This is a genomic window from Pigmentiphaga sp. (genome assembly GCF_033795525.1).
Classification (GTDB): domain Bacteria; phylum Pseudomonadota; class Gammaproteobacteria; order Burkholderiales; family Burkholderiaceae_B; genus Pigmentiphaga.
On record NZ_JARYGM010000004.1, the window covers coordinates 280,247 to 296,336 of the forward strand.

Consider the following 16,090-nt stretch of genomic DNA (forward strand, 5'->3'; position numbering starts at 1 on the left):
GGCGGCGATGCGTATCCGTTCCCGCACGGCGCCGCGGTCCCGCTCCCCGCGCACCCTGGTCGGGTGGCATTGGGTGCACCGGTGGAGCAGCCTGGTTTGCACACTGTTCCTGCTGATGCTGTGCCTGACCGGATTACCGCTGATCTTCGGCCATGAAATCGACCATGCCCTGGGCGCAGGTTTCGATTTGCCGGCGGTGGCTGATCCGGCCGCCCGCGCGCCGCTTGACGATGTCCTGGCTGATGCCTCGGCGCGCCGGCCAGGCTACCAGGTACGGTTCCTGACAGCGGACGACGAAGAGCCCGTGCTCTTTATATCGCTGACCCCGGCCGGCACGAAGGCCGGCGGCGCGCTGTTCACGTATGACGCGCGGACCGGCGAACTGGTCCACGAGGGAGCCCTGCGCAGCCTTGCCATGCGCCTGCTGGCCAAGCTGCACACGGACATGTTCGCCGGCCTGCCGGGCTCGCTCGTACTGGCGGCGATGGGCGTGCTCTTTGCCGTGTCGGTGGTGTCGGGCGTAGCCGTCTATGCGCCCATCCTGTCCCGCGTTCCGTTCGGTACGGTTCGGCGCGGCCGGTCGGCGCGGATCAAGTGGCTCGACCTGCACAACCTGGTGGGCATGGTCGCGCTGCTCTGGATGTTGCTGGTCGGGCTGACCGGCGTGCTGCTGGCCCTGTCCAAGCCAGTCTACGGGCTGTGGCAGGCTACCGAACTGGCGGCCATGACGGCACCTTGGCGCAGCCTGGGCCCGGCGCCGCCGCAGGCCTCGGTAGACCAGGCGGTGGCCGTTGCGCGCGAGCAGGCACCCGGCCGCCAGCTGGCGTTCGTTGCCTTCCCCGGCACGCCGCTCGCCGGGCCGCGGCACTATGCCGTCTTCATGCGGGGGGACGGCATGTTCGCATCCCGGCTCATCACGCCCGTGCTGGTGGATGCGCAGACAGGCGCTTTCGCGGCCAAGCGCGACATGCCTGCCTATGTGGCGGCATTGCGGATCTCCGGCCCGCTGCATTACGGCGACTTCGCCGGCTGGCCGCTCAAGCTGGCATGGGCCCTCTTCACGCTGGCGACTCTCGTGGTGCTGGGGAGCGGGCTATTCCTCTGGGTGCGCCGCCCACCGTCGGCCCTCAGCGCCCGGCCAGCAGCGGAAATGGATTGATCGCGCCCTGCGGGGTATAGATGCCATAGTGCAGATGCGGAGGCGTGCCCTTCGCATTGCCGCTGTCGCCGACATAGCCGATCGGCATGCCCGCCTGTATCCGCTGGCCTCGCCGGATGTCGGCATAGCGTTCCAGGTGGGCGTAATAGTGCATCTGCCGGCCCGGTCCCATGATCCAGACGGTGTTGCCGCCCAGCCGGTTGGTGCCGATCCGGGTCACGATGCCTTCGGTGGTGGCCCGCACGGGGGTGTCGCGGCGGGCAAAAATGTCTATTCCCTCATGGCGGCGGCCTTCCGGCCTCGCAGCGTTCCAGGTGTCGCGCAGATCGCGCGGCCGCACGCCCTGGACCGGTACCGCCAGGCTTTCGGGCGCCGGCATCCGGGCCAGGCGCAGGCCGTACAACGGAATTTCCAGCGCCGGCCTGATGATGGGCCAGCCCAGCCACAATACCGCCACGGCCACGACGGTGAACAACCAGGGCTGCCGCCTCCTGCGAACCGGCGTCCAGGACGAAGCATGCGTCGCCATGTGCTTATCCTCTTGCGCAAGAAGGGCTTGGGGCGTATGCGGACACGGCCCGCCGCAAGAAAGATGCCCACCACTTGCCCAGGCGCCCGGTCCCTGCTACCATATGTTTCATGAACGTCACTTCCTACTACTTTTACTTTTTTGGTTTTCCGAAGCCGCTGGCGGAGGAAAGGAAGCGTCGTATCTAACGGATTCCTGCCCCAAAAAAGCCGCCAGCGTCCTGGCGGCTTTTTTTGTGCCTGGACGATGCGGCAAGGGGCGAAACACCACACAGCATGCCCAATAGACACCATTGACATTCCAGGAGAGGATCGTGTCCCACAACACCGACGACTTGCGCATTCGAGAAATCAAGGAGTTGGCTCCGCCTTCGCACCTGATGCGCGAGTTTCCCTGCACCCCCGACGTTTCGGACACGGTCTACGACACCCGGCAGGCGCTGCATCGCATCCTGCACGGCATGGACGACCGGCTGGCGGTGGTGATCGGGCCGTGCTCCATCCACGATACCGAAGCGGCGCTGGAGTACGCGTCGCGATTGAAGGCCGAGCGCGACCGCTTCGCCGGCGAATTGGAAATCGTGATGCGCGTGTACTTCGAGAAGCCGCGGACCACGGTCGGCTGGAAGGGGCTGATCAACGATCCCGACCTGGACGGCAGCTTCAACATCAACAAGGGCCTGCGCACGGCACGCCAGCTGCTGCTGGAAATCAACGCCCGCGGCTTGCCTGCGGGGTGTGAATATCTGGACATGATCACGCCCCAGTACATCGCCGACCTCGTTTCATGGGGTGCCATCGGCGCCCGCACTACCGAAAGCCAGGTGCATCGCGAGCTCGCCTCGGGTCTTTCGTGTCCGGTGGGGTTCAAGAACGGGACCGATGGCAATGTCCGCATTGCCGTGGATGCCATCAAGGCAGCTTCGCAGCCGCACCATTTCCTGTCGGTGACCAAGGGCGGTGTGTCGGCCATCGTCTCGACCAACGGCAACGAAGACTGCCACGTCATCCTGCGGGGCGGGAAGGCGCCCAACTACGATGCCGCCAGCATCGAGGCCGCCGCGCAGGAAATGGCCAAGGCCGGCCTGGCCCAGCGGGTCATGATCGACGCCAGCCACGCCAACAGCAGCAAGAAACCGGAAAACCAGCCGCAGGTGATCGATGACGTGGCGCGCCAGGTCGAAGCCGGCGACAACCGCATCATCGGCGTGATGGTGGAAAGCCACCTGGTGGCGGGGCGGCAGGATCTGGTGCCGGGCAAGCCCCTGGTCTACGGCCAGAGCATTACCGACGGCTGCATCGACTGGGATGCCTCGGTGCGCGTGCTCGAGCGCCTGGCGCAGGCGGTCCAGGCCCGGCGCCTGGTGGCGACCACCGCGGGCAAATAAGCGGCAGTGCCTGCGGCCCTGGGGCGGCTAAGCCGGACGGCCGCCGTCCCAGCCGGGCCGGCCGGTCAGAAATACGTGAGCCCGATCGAGATCACGACCCCCGAAACGACCAGCTGGATCAGGCAGTATCCCATGATGTCCTTGGCCTTCAGGCCGGCAATGGCCAGCATCGGGAGCGCCCAGAAGGGCTGCAGCATGTTGGTCCACGCGTCGCCCCAGGCTACCGCCATGGCTGCTCGCGCCATGTCGGCGTCCAGGGCCTGCACGGTGGCAATGACGATGGGGCTTTGCACCGCCCACTGCCCGCCCCCGGAGGGCACGAAGATGTTGACCAGGCCTGCGCTGAGGAAGGTCCAGAAGGGCAGGGTCTGGGCGGTAGCGAACGAGACGATCCACTCCGACAGGCTGGCGGCCAATCCCGACTTGATCATGATGGCCATGATGCCCGCATAGAACGGGAACTGGATCACGATGCCGCTGCCGCCTTTGATCGCTTCGTTCAGGCTGGCGAGCAGGTTGCGGGACGAACCGTGCAGCACGATGGCCAGGAACAGGAACGTGAAGTTGACCGCGTTCAGGTTCAGGCCAAGGCCGCGCACCACGTAGTAGTCGAACAGAAAGGCCAGTCCGGAAAAACCGATGAGCCAGGCCAGGATGCGGCTGTTTTCAAGGCGGTCGGCGGGGCGGTCGGTCGTCAGGGTGGGATCGGGCGCGGGCTCGGCCAGCCGGGACGGATCGACATAGACCGATTCGTTTTCCGGCGGAAGCATGAATCGGTTCACCAGGGGGACGACAATGAACAGAACAGCGACGGTGGCCAGGTTGAACAAGGCAAAAATCGTTTCCGAGGTCGGGATGACGCCCATCTTCGCGGCGGCGAAGTGTCCCTCGGTGGCGATCGTCAACGGGACGGAGCCGGCCAGGCCGCCGTGCCAGACCAGGAAGCCCGAATAGGCACTGGCCACCAGCAGCTTGTAGTCCACACGAACCTTGCGGGCGATGGCCTTGGCGAACAGCGCCCCGACCACCAGGCCGAAGCCCCAATTGAGCCAGCTGGCAGCCAGCGACACCAGCGTGACGATGATGATGGCGCTGCCTGGAGACTTGGCCACCGAAGCCAGCGCTTCCAGCCAGCGCCTGACCAGCGGCGTGCTCGCAAGCATGTACCCGGTCAGCAGTACCAGCAGCATCTGCATGGCGAACGTCAGCAGCTCCCAGAAACCATCGCCCCACATGCGCATGACGGCAACCGGGGAGGCTTGCTGGAAGATCATTGCCGCGGCCGCGGCAATGATGGTCAGCAGCACCACGAAAATATACGGGTCCGGCAGATAGCGTTCGACCAGGCGCACCGACGCCCTCGTGACGGCTCGGAACATGGATATTCTCCTCGTCTGTGAACAAGCGCCGGCTTAGGTTAGGGATAGTGGCGCCGGCGGGCAGGCCGATCCTAACCTAGTTCCTCCGGGGTCGCCACAAGACCTCTTGCCGGCCCGCGCTACGGTTGATGGCACGGGAGAGCACGAACAGCAGGTCCGATAGGCGGTTCAGGTATTGGCGTGGCGTTGCATGGAGGCCCTCTTCGCGCCCCAGGGCGGTCACGCTTCGTTCTGCCCTCCGGCAGATCGTCCGTGCCATGTGGGCCAGCGCCGCGGCCCGGCAGCCGCCAGGCAGGACGAACTCGCGCAGCGGCGGCAGGTCGGCGTTGTAGTCCGCCAGCAGACGGTCCAGGTGGCCGACGCGCGCCGGCTGGAGCACGGCGCGGCCGGGCATGCTCAGTTCGCCGCCCAGGTCGAACAGGTCGTGCTGGATGTCGAGCAGGTGAGCGGCGATGTCCGGCGGCAGGACTTCGGTGCATAGCAGGCCGATGGCGCTGTTGAGTTCGTCCACATCCCCGATGGCCCACATCCGCGGCTCGTCCTTGCCGATGCGCGTTCCATCCGCCAGTCCGGTGGTGCCATCGTCGCCGGTACGCGTGGCGATGACGCTGAGTCGATTTCCCATTGCTGCTCCCATGTCCTGCCGCGGCGTCCGCGCCATGGCTGCATTGTAGTCAGCCCTGCCGGCGGCCCGGCGGCGTAAAATTCTTCCATCACCTTGCTTGCCGGATAGCCATGAATGCCCCTGCCTTGCCGACCTCCTTGCGCCGCGCCGTGCCCCAGGCATGCCTCGACGCGCTTGCCGCCCATTTCGGCGATCGCCTGTCGTTGAGCGCGGCGGTACGGGAGCATCACGGGCGGGACGAATCGCCTTTCCCGGCCGCCCCGCCCGACGCGGTGGTGTTCGCCGAAAGTACGGAAGATGTCGTGGCCGCAGTCAACGCCTGCGCGGCGCATGGCGTGCCCCTGATTCCCTATGGCTCCGGATCATCGCTGGAAGGGCACCTGCTTGCCGTGCAGGGCGGCATCACGCTCGACCTGTCGAAAATGAACCGTGTGGTGTCGGTGAACACTGACGACTTGACCGCTACGGTACAGGCAGGCGTCACACGCAAGCAGCTCAATAACGACATACGCGATACGGGGCTGTTCTTTCCCATCGATCCCGGTGCCGATGCCTCGTTCGGAGGCATGGCGGCGACGCGGGCCTCCGGTACCAACGCCGTCCGCTACGGCACCATGCGCGACAACATCCTGTCGCTGACCGTGGTGACGGCGCAGGGCAAGCTTATCCGCACCGCGCGCCGGGCGAAGAAATCGTCCGCCGGATACGACCTCACCCGTTTGTTCATCGGCAGCGAGGGCACGCTGGGCATCATCACCGAAGTCACGGTGCGCCTGTACCCGCAGCCCGAGGCGGTATCGGCGGCGGTCTGCAATTTCCCGAGCGTGGACGCAGCCGTGGCTGCCGTGATCCAGACGATCCAGATGGGCATACCGGTGGCGCGCGTGGAGCTGCTGGATGATGCGACCGTCCGCGCGGTCAACCGCTACAGCAAGCTTACATTGCGCGAGACGCCGCTGCTGCTGTTCGAGTTCCATGGAAGTCCGGCCGGCGTTGAGGAGCAGGCCACGCTGGTGCAGGAGATCACTCGCGAGCACGGCGGCATGGACTTCGACTGGGCCGTGCATCCCGAGGACCGCAATCGCCTTTGGGCTGCCCGGCACAACGTGTACTTCGCCACGCTGCAATTGCGGCCCGGCGCCAGGGCGTCGAGCACGGACGTCTGCGTGCCGATCTCGCGCCTCGCGGACTGCATACGGCAGACCAATGAGGATCTTGCCCGGGCCAGCTTTCCTTCCTGTGTCGTAGGCCATGTAGGCGACGGCAATTTCCATGTACAGATGTTGCTCGACCCCGACAGCGAGGCCGAGTGGGCCGAAGCCGAAGCCATCAATCGGCGCATGGTCCGGCGCGCCCTCGACATGGACGGCACCTGCACCGGCGAACACGGCGTGGGCCTGCACAAGATGCAGTTCATGGACGACGAACACGGCGAAGATGCCCTCGAACTGATGCGGCAGATCAAGCAAGTCTTCGATCCGCTCAATATCCTGAACCCCGGCAAGGTGCTGCCGCAGGCAAGTCCGCCCTCGCCGTAGCCGGCGCTTGCCTTTGGGGCGCGCCGGTCTCGGACGCTCCCTTCGGGTTTATACGGTGTCGGGGAAGGTAGGTGCACGCTATCTTCATAGGATATTGGAGAAGGTGCATGAACGCCCCAACAGAAATCGGGCTGGACCCGATCACAGTCCAGCGCCGGATCGAAGTCGTACGGGCATTGCGCGAGGCGCTGCCCGCTCACTGCGTCCTTTTTCGGGAAGAGGACACGCGCCCCTACGAGTGCGACGGCCTGTCGCTGTATCGCCAGGTGCCCATGGTCGTGGCTTTGCCCGAGAACGAGGAGCAGGTCCGCAAGGTTCTGCGCCTATGCAAGCGCCTGAACGTTCCCGTGGTGGCGCGCGGCGCCGGCACGGGCCTGTCGGGCGGCGCCATGCCGCACCCCGAGGGCGTGCTGCTCGGCATGGCCAAGTTCAATCGCATCCTCAACATCGACCCCCTGGCGCGCCAGGCGGTGGTACAGCCCGGCGTGCGCAACCTGGCGATTTCGGAGGCGGCGGCGCCCTATGGCCTTTACTATGCGCCCGACCCTTCCAGCCAGATCGCATGCACCATTGGAGGGAATGTCGCCGAGAATTCCGGCGGGGTGCATTGCCTGAAATACGGCTTGACAGTACACAACGTGCTGGCCGCGCGGGTCGTGACCATGGAAGGCGAAATCCTCGAGCTGGGGGCGGCGGCCCTCGACGCGCCCGGGCTGGACCTGCTATCGGTGGTCATCGGGTCCGAGGGCATGCTGGGCATCGTGACGGAGGTCACCGTCAAGCTGATTCCGCGGCCTGCGGTGGCGCGGGTGGTGATGGCGAGTTTCCCCTCGGTCGAGGCGGCCGGCGATGCCGTGGCGCGGGTCATCGCCGCGGGGATCATCCCCGCGGGCCTCGAAATGATGGACCAGCGCGCCGTGCAGATGGTCGAGCCCTTTGTTCAGGCGGGATACGACCTCGACGCCGCCGCCATCCTGCTGTGCGAGTCGGACGGCACCGAAGAAGAGGTGGCCGACGAGATCTTCCGCATCGAGGCCTTGTTCGCCGAGTGCGGCGCGACGCGTCTGCAGGTGTCGTGTTCCGAGGCCGAACGGCTGCTGTTCTGGGCCGGACGCAAGAACGCCTTTCCCGCGGCAGGGCGGATTTCGCCCGATTATTACTGCATGGACGGCACCATTCCGCGCCGCTGCCTTGGGCGGGTATTGGCGGCCATTGCCGATATGGAGCTCAAGTATGGGCTGCGTTGCGCCAACGTGTTCCACGCCGGCGATGGCAACCTGCATCCCCTCATCCTGTTCGACGCCAATGTGCCGGATGAGGTCGAGCGGGCGGAGCGTTTTGGCGCGGAGATCCTGGAGCTCTGCGTGGAGGTCGGTGGAACCATTACCGGCGAGCATGGGGTCGGCATGGAGAAGATCAACCAGATGTGTGTACAGTTCGCCCGTGAAGAGCTCGATCTTTTCTTCGGTATCAAGCACGCCTTCGACGCCGCCGGTTTGCTCAATCCGGGCAAAGGCATCCCGACCCTGGCCAGGTGCAACGAGTATGGCCGGCGGCACGTCCATCGCGACGCTATCCGCTTTCCCGAGATCCCCCGTTTTTGAACGCCGGGACTTCCGAAGCTGCCAACGGAAGTCCGCGCTGGAGACCGATTCCATTCATGGACGTGCTGCTGTCCGATCTTCGTGCCCGTGTGCTGCTGGCCAATGCCGTGGGCAAAGGGCTGTATATCCGCGGAGGTGGGAGCAAGCCTTTCTATGGCTTGCCCGTCGAGCATGACGAGGTGCTCGATATGTCACCCTACACCGGGGTCGTCGATTACGAGCCCTCCGAGCTGGTGCTGACGGCGCGCGCGGGCACGCCTCTTGCCCAGGTCGAGGCCATGCTTGCCGAACAGGGACAGATGCTGGGGTTCGAGCCGCCGCATTTCGGCAGCTGTCCCACCATTGGCGGTTGTGTGGCAACGGCGCTGGCCGGCCCGCGCCGCGCGAGCGCAGGTTCGGTCAGCGATTTCGTGCTGGGCGTGCGGCTGCTGGACGCGCAGGGACGCGTGTTGCAGTTCGGCGGCAAAGTCATGAAGAACGTGGCGGGATATGACGTGGCCCGCCTCGTTACCGGATCGCTGGGCATTCTGGGGGTGATACTGGAAGTGTCGCTGAAGGTGTTGCCCAGGCCCGCGGTCGAGGCGACCGTGCGATTCGCCATGGACCAGGCGGCCGCCTTGCGGCAAATGAACGATTGGGGCGGCCGCGCGTTGCCCATCAGCGCCAGTTGCTGGGATGCCGGAACCGACGGCAGCGGCCGCCTGACCGTCCGGTTGTCCGGCTCGCTCGAGGCGGTCGATGCTGCCCGTCGGCGCATGGGCGGCGAGGCTTTGCCGGATGGGGCGGCAGGAGCCTGGTGGCGCTCGCTGCGCGACCATACCCATTCCTTCCTGAAGCAGCGGCCCCTGTGGCGCTTGTCCGTTCCCTCCACGACGCCAGTGCTGGACCTGGGACCGACCTTGATCGAATGGGGCGGGGCCCAGCGTTGGCTGGCCGGGACCTATCCGGCGCGCTCGCTGCGGAACAGGGTCGCACAGGCCGGCGGCCACGCGACGCTGTTTCGGGCCACGTCGGCCGGCGAGGCGCGGGAGGCGGGCGTCTTCCACCCGCTGCCGGCGTCCATCGCGACCCTTCATCGGCGCCTGAAGAATGAATTCGACCCGGACGGCATATTCAATCCGGGCCGCATGTACCCAGATATCTAGACGCGAGCAAGCTTCCATGCAAACCCGGCTATCGGAGTCGATCAAGGATACGCCCCACGGCAAGCGCGCCGAGGCGATCCTGCGCAAATGTGTGCACTGCGGCTTCTGCACGGCCACCTGTCCGACCTACCAGGTGCTGGGCGACGAGCTGGACAGCCCGCGCGGCCGCATCTACCTGATCAAGCAGATGCTCGAAGGCGGGGAGGTGACTGCCAGTACCCAGCTGCACCTGGACCGTTGCCTGACCTGCCGCAATTGCGAGACGACCTGCCCATCGGGCGTGGAGTATGGGCAGTTGATCGACATCGGGCGGAGCATGGTTGAAACGCGTGTCGAGCGCCCCGCCGGCGAACGGGCCAAGCGTGCCGTCCTCGGCAGGGTGCTGGCTACGCCTTTATTCGGTGCCGCGCTACGGGTCGGGCAGGCACTGCGGCCGCTGCTGCCGCGCGCCATCGCGGTGAAGGTGCCGGCGCGCCGGCCATCGGGGGCCGTGCCGCGGGGCACGCATGCGCGGCGCGTCCTGATACTGGCCGGATGTGTCCAGCCCTCGATGATGCCCTCCATCGATGCCGCCACGCTGCGCGTGCTCGACGCGGTGGGGATATCGGCCAGCGTTGCACCGGGTTCCGGCTGCTGCGGGGCTGCGCGTTTCCACTTGAACCAGCAGTCGGCCGCATTGGGCCAGATGCGCGCCAATATCGACGCCTGGTGGCCGGATATCGAGGCCGGTCGCATCGAGGCCATTGTGATGAATGCTTCGGGATGCGGCGCGACCGTGCGTGAGTACGCCCATCATCTGCAGGACGATCCGTCCTATGCCGCCAAGGCACGGCGGGTGTCCGGGCTGGTCCGCGACGTGGCCGAGATACTCGCACCGCATGCGGGCGAGCTCGCGCCGCGGCTGCAGGGGCGGCTGCCGGCGCGCGTGGCCTTCCACCCGCCTTGCACGCTGCAGCATTGGCAAGCATTGCGGCCGCTGACCGAGCGCATGCTGGCCGAATTGGGGTTCGCGCTGCAGCCTTTTGCGGACAGCCATTCGTGCTGCGGTTCGGCGGGCACCTACTCGCTGCTGCAGCCTCAGATCGCGGGCGAGCTCCGCGCCCGGAAACTGGCCGCGATCGGGCAGGCGGAGCCGGATGCGATTCTGTCTTCCAATATCGGCTGCCTGGCCCATTTGCAGAGCGGCACCGGTATCCCGGTCAGGCATTGGATCGAGGCCGTCGACGACGCGTTGCGGGCGCCATCCGCCGCAGCTTGACGGCGGTCCGCTAAAGACCCTGCGCGATCTGCCGGAGCGCATCCAGCAGCTTGACGGCAGGTTGGGGAAGAATGCCCTTGGTGCGCCGGAACACCATCAGCCTGCGCTGCAGGCCGACGTGGGGAAGGTGCAGGGTGTCGGCCAGGCCGGCCGTGCGCTCGGCTTCGTACATGGGCTGCGGCATCCAGCTCAGGAAGCCTGCATGCGCGACCATGCTCTTGAGGGCGATGATGGAGCGCGTCTCGACCACGATATCGGGCAGCGGCAATCCCCGTGACGCGAACAGCTGGGTGACTTCTTCGAACGGCGCCGTGCCGCGGGGCGGCAGCACCCATTTGTGGTCCAGCGTATCTTCCAGCCGGAGCCGCGTGCGCTTGCGCAGCGGATGGGATGTGGCCGCGATGATGTGGCTGGCGTCGTGCCATTCGCAGTCCGGAATGACGCAGATATCCGCGGTATCCGGCATCGAGACGCCTATGGCCAGGTCGATGTCGTGGGTGAGCAGGGCATCGGTGAGCAGGTCGCCCACCCCTTCGACGACGTGGACCTGCAGGTTGGGCCATTGCGCCAGGACACGGCCGATGGCGATGGGCAGCACCAGGCTGACGGCACTGGCGACCGCGCCCACCCGTATGGTGCCGCGCGCCAGGCCGCGCAGAGCGTTGATTTCCTCGGCCGCCTGCTCGGCTTCCCGCTGCAGCAGCGTCGCGTGCGGCAGCAGGGCCTGGCCGAAGGGAGTGAGCACCATGCCGGTGGCATAGCGCTCGAACAGCGGCGCGCCTATCTGTTCCTCCAAGCGGCGTATGGTCCGGCTCAGCGCCGGTTGCGTAATGTTGAGGGTCTGGGCCGCGCGCCCCAGGGTTCCGTGCTGTACGACCGCCAGGAAGGCATTCAGTTGCCGGATGTCGTAGGTCATGCCAAAAGGTAATGACTTTTTCTTAAAAAAGCAATGTTCAGGCAAGGGGTCGCTTGCCATACTTGTGGGACTCGCCGGGTCTCGCCCGGAACATCAAGCGGAGACGAACCATGACGCCATCCAGCCCGGCCATGCCCGCCGCCTCGTCCGGAACGACCACCGTCCGCGAGGCCGTGCTCGACCTGCTGCGCGCCTTCGACATGACCACCATCTTCGGCAATCCCGGGTCCACCGAATTGCCGCTGTTCCTCGATTTCCCAAGCGATTTCCGCTATGTGCTCGGCCTGCACGAGGGCGTGGTGGTTGGCATGGCAGACGGCTATGCGCAGGCGCGGCGCAACGCTTCGTTCATCAACCTGCATTCGGCGGCCGGTGTCGGCAACGCCATGGGCAACATTTTCACGGCGTACAAGAACCGCACGCCGCTGGTCATCACTGCCGGGCAGCAGGCCCGCTCCATTCTTCCGTTCGATCCGTTCCTGCATTCGGCCCAGGCAACCGAGCTGCCCAAGCCCTACGTCAAATGGAGCTGCGAGCCGGCGCGGGCAGAAGACGTGCCGCTCGCCATCGCGCGGGGCTACTACATAGCCATGCAGCCGCCCTGCGGTCCGGTGCTCATCTCGGTGCCGGCCGACGACTGGTCGCGTCTTTGCGAGCCCGTTGCGCCGCGCCGCGTCGGCAAGCTGCTGCGGCCCGATCCGCAGGTCATGGCGGAGATCGCGCGCGCCCTCGACGCGGCGCGGTGCCCGGCATTCGTGATCGGAGCAGCCGTCGACCGGGACGGTGCCTGGGACGACGTGGTCCAGCTGGCCGAGCGCCACCGTGCGGGCGTCTGGGTCGCCCCCATGTCGGGCCGCTGCGGGTTTCCGGAAGACCACCGCCAATTCATGGGTTTTCTGCCCGCCATCCGCGAGAAGATCGTTTCGCTGCTGGGCGGCTACGACTGCATCTTCGTGATCGGAGCGCCGGCCTTCACCTATCACGTAGAGGGCTTCGGCCCGCACGTGCCTCCCGGCGCGAACCTGGTCCAGCTGACCGACGATCCGCACGTGGCGGCGTGGGCCCCCGCAGGGACGGCCGCCGTCGGCAGTATCGGGTTGGGCGTGCGGGAACTGCTCGAGCTGACCACGCCTGCGGAGCGGCCCTTGCCGCCGGCCAGGCGTCCTCTGCCGCGTGCCGAACCGTCTGCGCCCATGTCCGTGGCGTACGTGTTGCAGACGCTGGCCGAAGTGCGCGATCCGGCATCCATCGTGGTCGAGGAATCGCCGAGTGCCCGCCCGGTCATGCACCAGCATCTGCCCATGCTGCAGAGCGAGACGTTCTACACCATGTGCAGCGGCGGCCTCGGCTACAGCATGCCGGCGGCAGTCGGCGTGGCGCTCGCCAAGCCGCAAAGCAAGGTCATAGCCCTGATCGGCGACGGCTCCAGCATGTATTCCATCCAGGCGCTCTGGACCGCCGCCCAGCTCAAGCTGCCCATTACCTTCATCATCCTCAACAACCGGCGGTATGCGGCCCTCAGGGAATTTGCGCCCACTTTCGGGTTCAAACCGGAAGACCCGCTGGCCGGCACAGATCTGCCCGACCTCGATTTCGTGTCGCTCGCGCGCGGACACGCGTGCCAAGGCATACGCGTGTCGGACCCCGCCAAGCTGCCGGACGTGCTGCGCGAAGCGCTGTCATCGCCGGTTCCACTCCTTGTGGATGTAGAAATCGCTTGAATTCCGCTTCGCCCCCCCCACCAGCCAGAGCAGGAGACTGATATGAAAACGATAGCAATGCTGATCGACGGAAAATCTGCGGCGGCCTCCAAGGACGCGACTTTCGAGCGGCGCAACCCGCTGGACGGTTCGGTCGCGACCCAGGCCCCCGCGGCTTCGCCCGAGGACATGGTCAAGGCCGTCGACGCGGCGGCGCGCGCGTTCGAGACCTGGCGCGACACCGGCCCCAGCGAGCGGCGCGCACTGCTGCTCAAGGCCGCCCAGGCGCTGGAGGCCAAGGGCGAAGCATTCGCCCAGGCCATGGCGGCGGAAACCGGCGCGTCGGCGATGTGGGCGGGCTTCAACGTGCATCTTGCCGCCGGCATGCTGCAGGAAGCCGCGGCCTTGACCACTCAGATCAACGGCGAAGTAATTCCCTCCGACGTGCCGGGCAGCCTCGCCATGGCGGTGCGCCAAGGGGCCGGCGTGGTACTGGGCATCGCGCCTTGGAACGCGCCGGTGATCCTGGGCGTGCGATCCATCGCCGTGCCCCTGGCTTGCGGCAACACCGTGGTTTTCAAAGGCTCGGAGATCTGCCCGGCCACGCATGGGCTGATCGTCGAGGCGCTCAATGAGGCCGGCTTTCCGCCCGGCGTGGTCAACTTCATCACGAACGCGCCGGCCGATGCCGGTCCGGTGGTGGAGGCCGCGGTGGCGCACCCGGCCGTGCGGCGCGTGAACTTCACCGGCTCCACGCGCGTGGGCAAGATCATTGCCCAGACCTGCGCCAAGTACCTCAAGCCGGTGGTGCTCGAACTTGGCGGCAAGGCGCCTCTGGTGATCCTGGACGACGCCGATCTCGATGCCGCGGTCAGTGCCGCTGCCTTCGGCGCGTTCGCCAATTCCGGCCAGATCTGCATGTCTACCGAGCGCATCATCGTCGACGACAAGATCGCCGACGCCTTCATCGCCAAGTTTGCCGAGAAGGCCAAGTCTCTTCCCTTGCAGGATCCGCGCAAGGGGCCCGCCGTGCTTGGATCGGTGGTCGACATGAGCACCGTCGAACGCTGCAACGCCATGATCGACGACGCACTGGCCAAGGGCGCCGTGCTGGTGTGCGGCGGCAAGGCCGAGAACACGCTGATGCCGGCGACGATCGTCGATCGCGTCACGCCCGGGATGCAGATCTACAGCGAGGAATCGTTCGGACCGGTCAAGGCGGTGGTGCGCGTCAACGGGGTGGAGGAAGCCATCAAGAGCGCCAACGATACCGAGTACGGCCTGTCATCGGCTGTGTTCGGACGCGACATCGCCCGGGCCATGCAGGTGGCCAAGCGTATCGAATCGGGTATCTGCCACGTCAATGGCCCCACGGTGCACGACGAAGCCCAGATGCCGTTCGGCGGCGTCAAGGCCAGCGGCATCGGCCGTTTTGGCGGCAGCGCAGGCATCCATGAGTTCACCGAGCTGCGCTGGATCACCGTGCAGACCACCCCGCGGCACTATCCGTTCTGAGCTTCCGCGCCCCGGCCGCCCATGGCCGGGGTGGCGGGACGGGGAAGCGCATCCCTTCATAACAAGCCAGGAGACAAGCATGAACCATCAAGCAGGCAAGTGGGCCTTCGCGGCCAAACTGGGCGCGTTCGCGCTCGGATGCGCCGCGGCGTTCGGCGCCGCGGCCCAATCGTGGCCGGCCAAGCCCGTGAAGGTTGTCGTCAACTTTCCGCCGGGCGGCGCGGCAGACCAGATCGCCCGGGCCATTACCGGGCCGCTGCAGGAAGTCCTGGGGCAGCCGGTCGTGGTCGAAAACAAGGGCGGGGCAGGGGGCAACATCGGCGGCGAAGCCGTGGCCCGCTCCGCGCCCGACGGCTACACGTTGTTGATGAGCTCGGGCGGCATGGTGTCGGTCAATCCGTTCATCTACCCGAAGATGTCGTTCGATCCCATCAAGGACCTCGCCCCCGTGGCCGCGGCCGCCAAGGTCAAGGTGTTCCTGGTGACCCAGCCGGGCAAGCTGCCTGCCGATATCAAGTCCTTCATCGCCTACCTCAAGGCCAATCCCGGCAAGCTGAGCTATGGCACGCCCGGCAATGGCAGCTCGCCGCACCTGGCGGCGGAAATGTTCCAGAGCCAGGCAGGCGTGAGCGCCGTGCATGTCCCGTACCGCGGGGCGGCGCCGGCGCTGGTCGACCTGCTGGCCGGACAGATCGACTTCGCCTTCGACCCGGGCATCGCCATGCAGCATGTGCAATCGGGCAAGCTGAACATGCTTGCGGTAGGCAGCCTGACGCGATCGCCGTTGTTCCCCAATGTACCGACGCTGGACGAGGCAGGCCTCAAGGGTTTCGATGCCGATACGGTGTTCGGCTTCTATGCGCCGGCCGGCACGCCCAAGGAAATCATCGGCAAGCTGAATACCGAAATCAACAAGATCGTCGGCACACCGGCCTTCCGCGAGCGCCTGGTCGCGATGGGCGGCGATCCCGCCCCGATGACGCCCGAGCAGTTCCATGCGCGTGTCGAGGAAGACGCCAGGCGCTTCGGCGCCATCATCCGCGAACGCAAGATCGTGGGCGACTGATCTCCTTCTTGCAGGCCGGCCCGCCCGGCCTGCGCCGTTTCTGCCGTTTCCGCCGTTTCTGCCGCTTCTGCCGCAGCCCTTCCTCGGCGCCCGCCTTCCCCGACCCGTGCCGCCGCGCCGGCGTCCTTATTCCCCGCCACGCTATTGTCCTGCCTAAAAATTCGTTGACCCGTCCCGGGCCCGCGCATACTCTATTCTTGCTCGCACAGGTAGTCCGTATTATGAACATGTTCCGCGCCCGGGAGCGATGCGGCGGGGCATGCGTCACA

At 66.4% G+C, this 16,090-nt stretch carries 13 protein-coding genes; 9 read left to right on the plus strand and 4 right to left on the minus strand.

From position 1 onward, the window contains the following. Positions 1 to 7: 7 nt before the first annotated feature. On the plus strand, positions 8 to 1,159 hold the full coding sequence (locus QHC78_RS13600; protein WP_319745373.1) for a PepSY-associated TM helix domain-containing protein: 1,152 nt from the start codon (positions 8 to 10) through the stop codon (positions 1,157 to 1,159). On the opposite strand, the gene QHC78_RS13605 is transcribed toward QHC78_RS13600, so the two are convergent. Continuing rightward, positions 1,128 to 1,688 carry a M23 family metallopeptidase gene (locus QHC78_RS13605; protein ID WP_319745375.1) on the minus strand — a complete coding sequence of 187 codons (561 nt, stop codon included), beginning with the start codon at positions 1,686 to 1,688 and terminating at the stop codon, positions 1,128 to 1,130. The two genes, QHC78_RS13600 and QHC78_RS13605, sit on opposite strands and share 32 nt — an antisense overlap. A 313-nt stretch (positions 1,689 to 2,001) precedes the next feature. Between QHC78_RS13605 and aroG the strand changes: the two genes are divergently transcribed. Then, complete coding sequence (gene aroG / locus QHC78_RS13610) at positions 2,002 to 3,075, plus strand: 3-deoxy-7-phosphoheptulonate synthase AroG (RefSeq protein WP_319745377.1); 1,074 nt, start codon at positions 2,002 to 2,004, stop codon at positions 3,073 to 3,075. A 65-nt stretch (positions 3,076 to 3,140) separates the two neighbouring features. Here the strand turns inward: aroG and QHC78_RS13615 are convergent, their stop codons facing one another. Then, complete coding sequence (locus QHC78_RS13615) at positions 3,141 to 4,454, minus strand: short-chain fatty acid transporter (protein ID WP_319745379.1); 1,314 nt, start codon at positions 4,452 to 4,454, stop codon at positions 3,141 to 3,143. 76 nt (positions 4,455 to 4,530) lie between these two features. Then, complete coding sequence (locus tag QHC78_RS13620; protein ID WP_319745380.1) at positions 4,531 to 5,079, minus strand: cob(I)yrinic acid a,c-diamide adenosyltransferase; 549 nt, start codon at positions 5,077 to 5,079, stop codon at positions 4,531 to 4,533. Between the two features lie 110 nt (positions 5,080 to 5,189). Here QHC78_RS13620 and QHC78_RS13625 point away from each other — a divergent pair, with 110 nt between their 5' ends. From QHC78_RS13625 to glcF, 4 genes are all read left to right on the plus strand, one after another. Next, positions 5,190 to 6,617: an FAD-binding oxidoreductase gene (locus QHC78_RS13625; RefSeq protein ID WP_319745382.1), complete on the plus strand. Its 1,428-nt coding sequence runs from the start codon at positions 5,190 to 5,192 to the stop codon at positions 6,615 to 6,617. A gap of 107 nt (positions 6,618 to 6,724) precedes the next feature. Then, on the plus strand, positions 6,725 to 8,221 hold the full coding sequence (locus QHC78_RS13630) for an FAD-linked oxidase C-terminal domain-containing protein (protein ID WP_319745383.1): 1,497 nt from the start codon (positions 6,725 to 6,727) through the stop codon (positions 8,219 to 8,221). Between the two features lie 56 nt (positions 8,222 to 8,277). Then, positions 8,278 to 9,366, plus strand: coding sequence for a glycolate oxidase subunit GlcE (gene glcE / locus QHC78_RS13635; RefSeq protein WP_319745384.1), 1,089 nt, complete (start codon positions 8,278 to 8,280; stop codon positions 9,364 to 9,366). Between the two features lie 16 nt (positions 9,367 to 9,382). Beyond that, positions 9,383 to 10,624, plus strand: coding sequence for a glycolate oxidase subunit GlcF (gene glcF, locus QHC78_RS13640; RefSeq protein WP_319745386.1), 1,242 nt, complete (start codon positions 9,383 to 9,385; stop codon positions 10,622 to 10,624). A gap of 10 nt (positions 10,625 to 10,634) precedes the next feature. On the opposite strand, the gene QHC78_RS13645 is transcribed toward glcF, so the two are convergent. Continuing rightward, complete coding sequence (locus tag QHC78_RS13645; RefSeq protein ID WP_319745387.1) at positions 10,635 to 11,540, minus strand: LysR family transcriptional regulator; 906 nt, start codon at positions 11,538 to 11,540, stop codon at positions 10,635 to 10,637. 110 nt (positions 11,541 to 11,650) lie between these two features. Here QHC78_RS13645 and mdlC point away from each other — a divergent pair, with 110 nt between their 5' ends. The 3 genes from mdlC to QHC78_RS13660 all read left to right on the plus strand — a co-directional run bounded on the left by mdlC (position 11,651) and on the right by QHC78_RS13660 (position 15,821). After that, positions 11,651 to 13,261 (plus strand): benzoylformate decarboxylase, encoded by a 1,611-nt coding sequence (gene mdlC, locus QHC78_RS13650; RefSeq protein ID WP_319745389.1) that lies wholly within the window; start codon positions 11,651 to 11,653, stop codon positions 13,259 to 13,261. Between the two features lie 42 nt (positions 13,262 to 13,303). Further along, positions 13,304 to 14,755: an aldehyde dehydrogenase gene (locus tag QHC78_RS13655; protein WP_319745390.1), complete on the plus strand. Its 1,452-nt coding sequence runs from the start codon at positions 13,304 to 13,306 to the stop codon at positions 14,753 to 14,755. Between the two features lie 79 nt (positions 14,756 to 14,834). Beyond that, on the plus strand, positions 14,835 to 15,821 hold the full coding sequence (locus tag QHC78_RS13660; protein ID WP_319745392.1) for a Bug family tripartite tricarboxylate transporter substrate binding protein: 987 nt from the start codon (positions 14,835 to 14,837) through the stop codon (positions 15,819 to 15,821). The last annotated feature ends 269 nt before the right edge of the window (positions 15,822 to 16,090 follow it).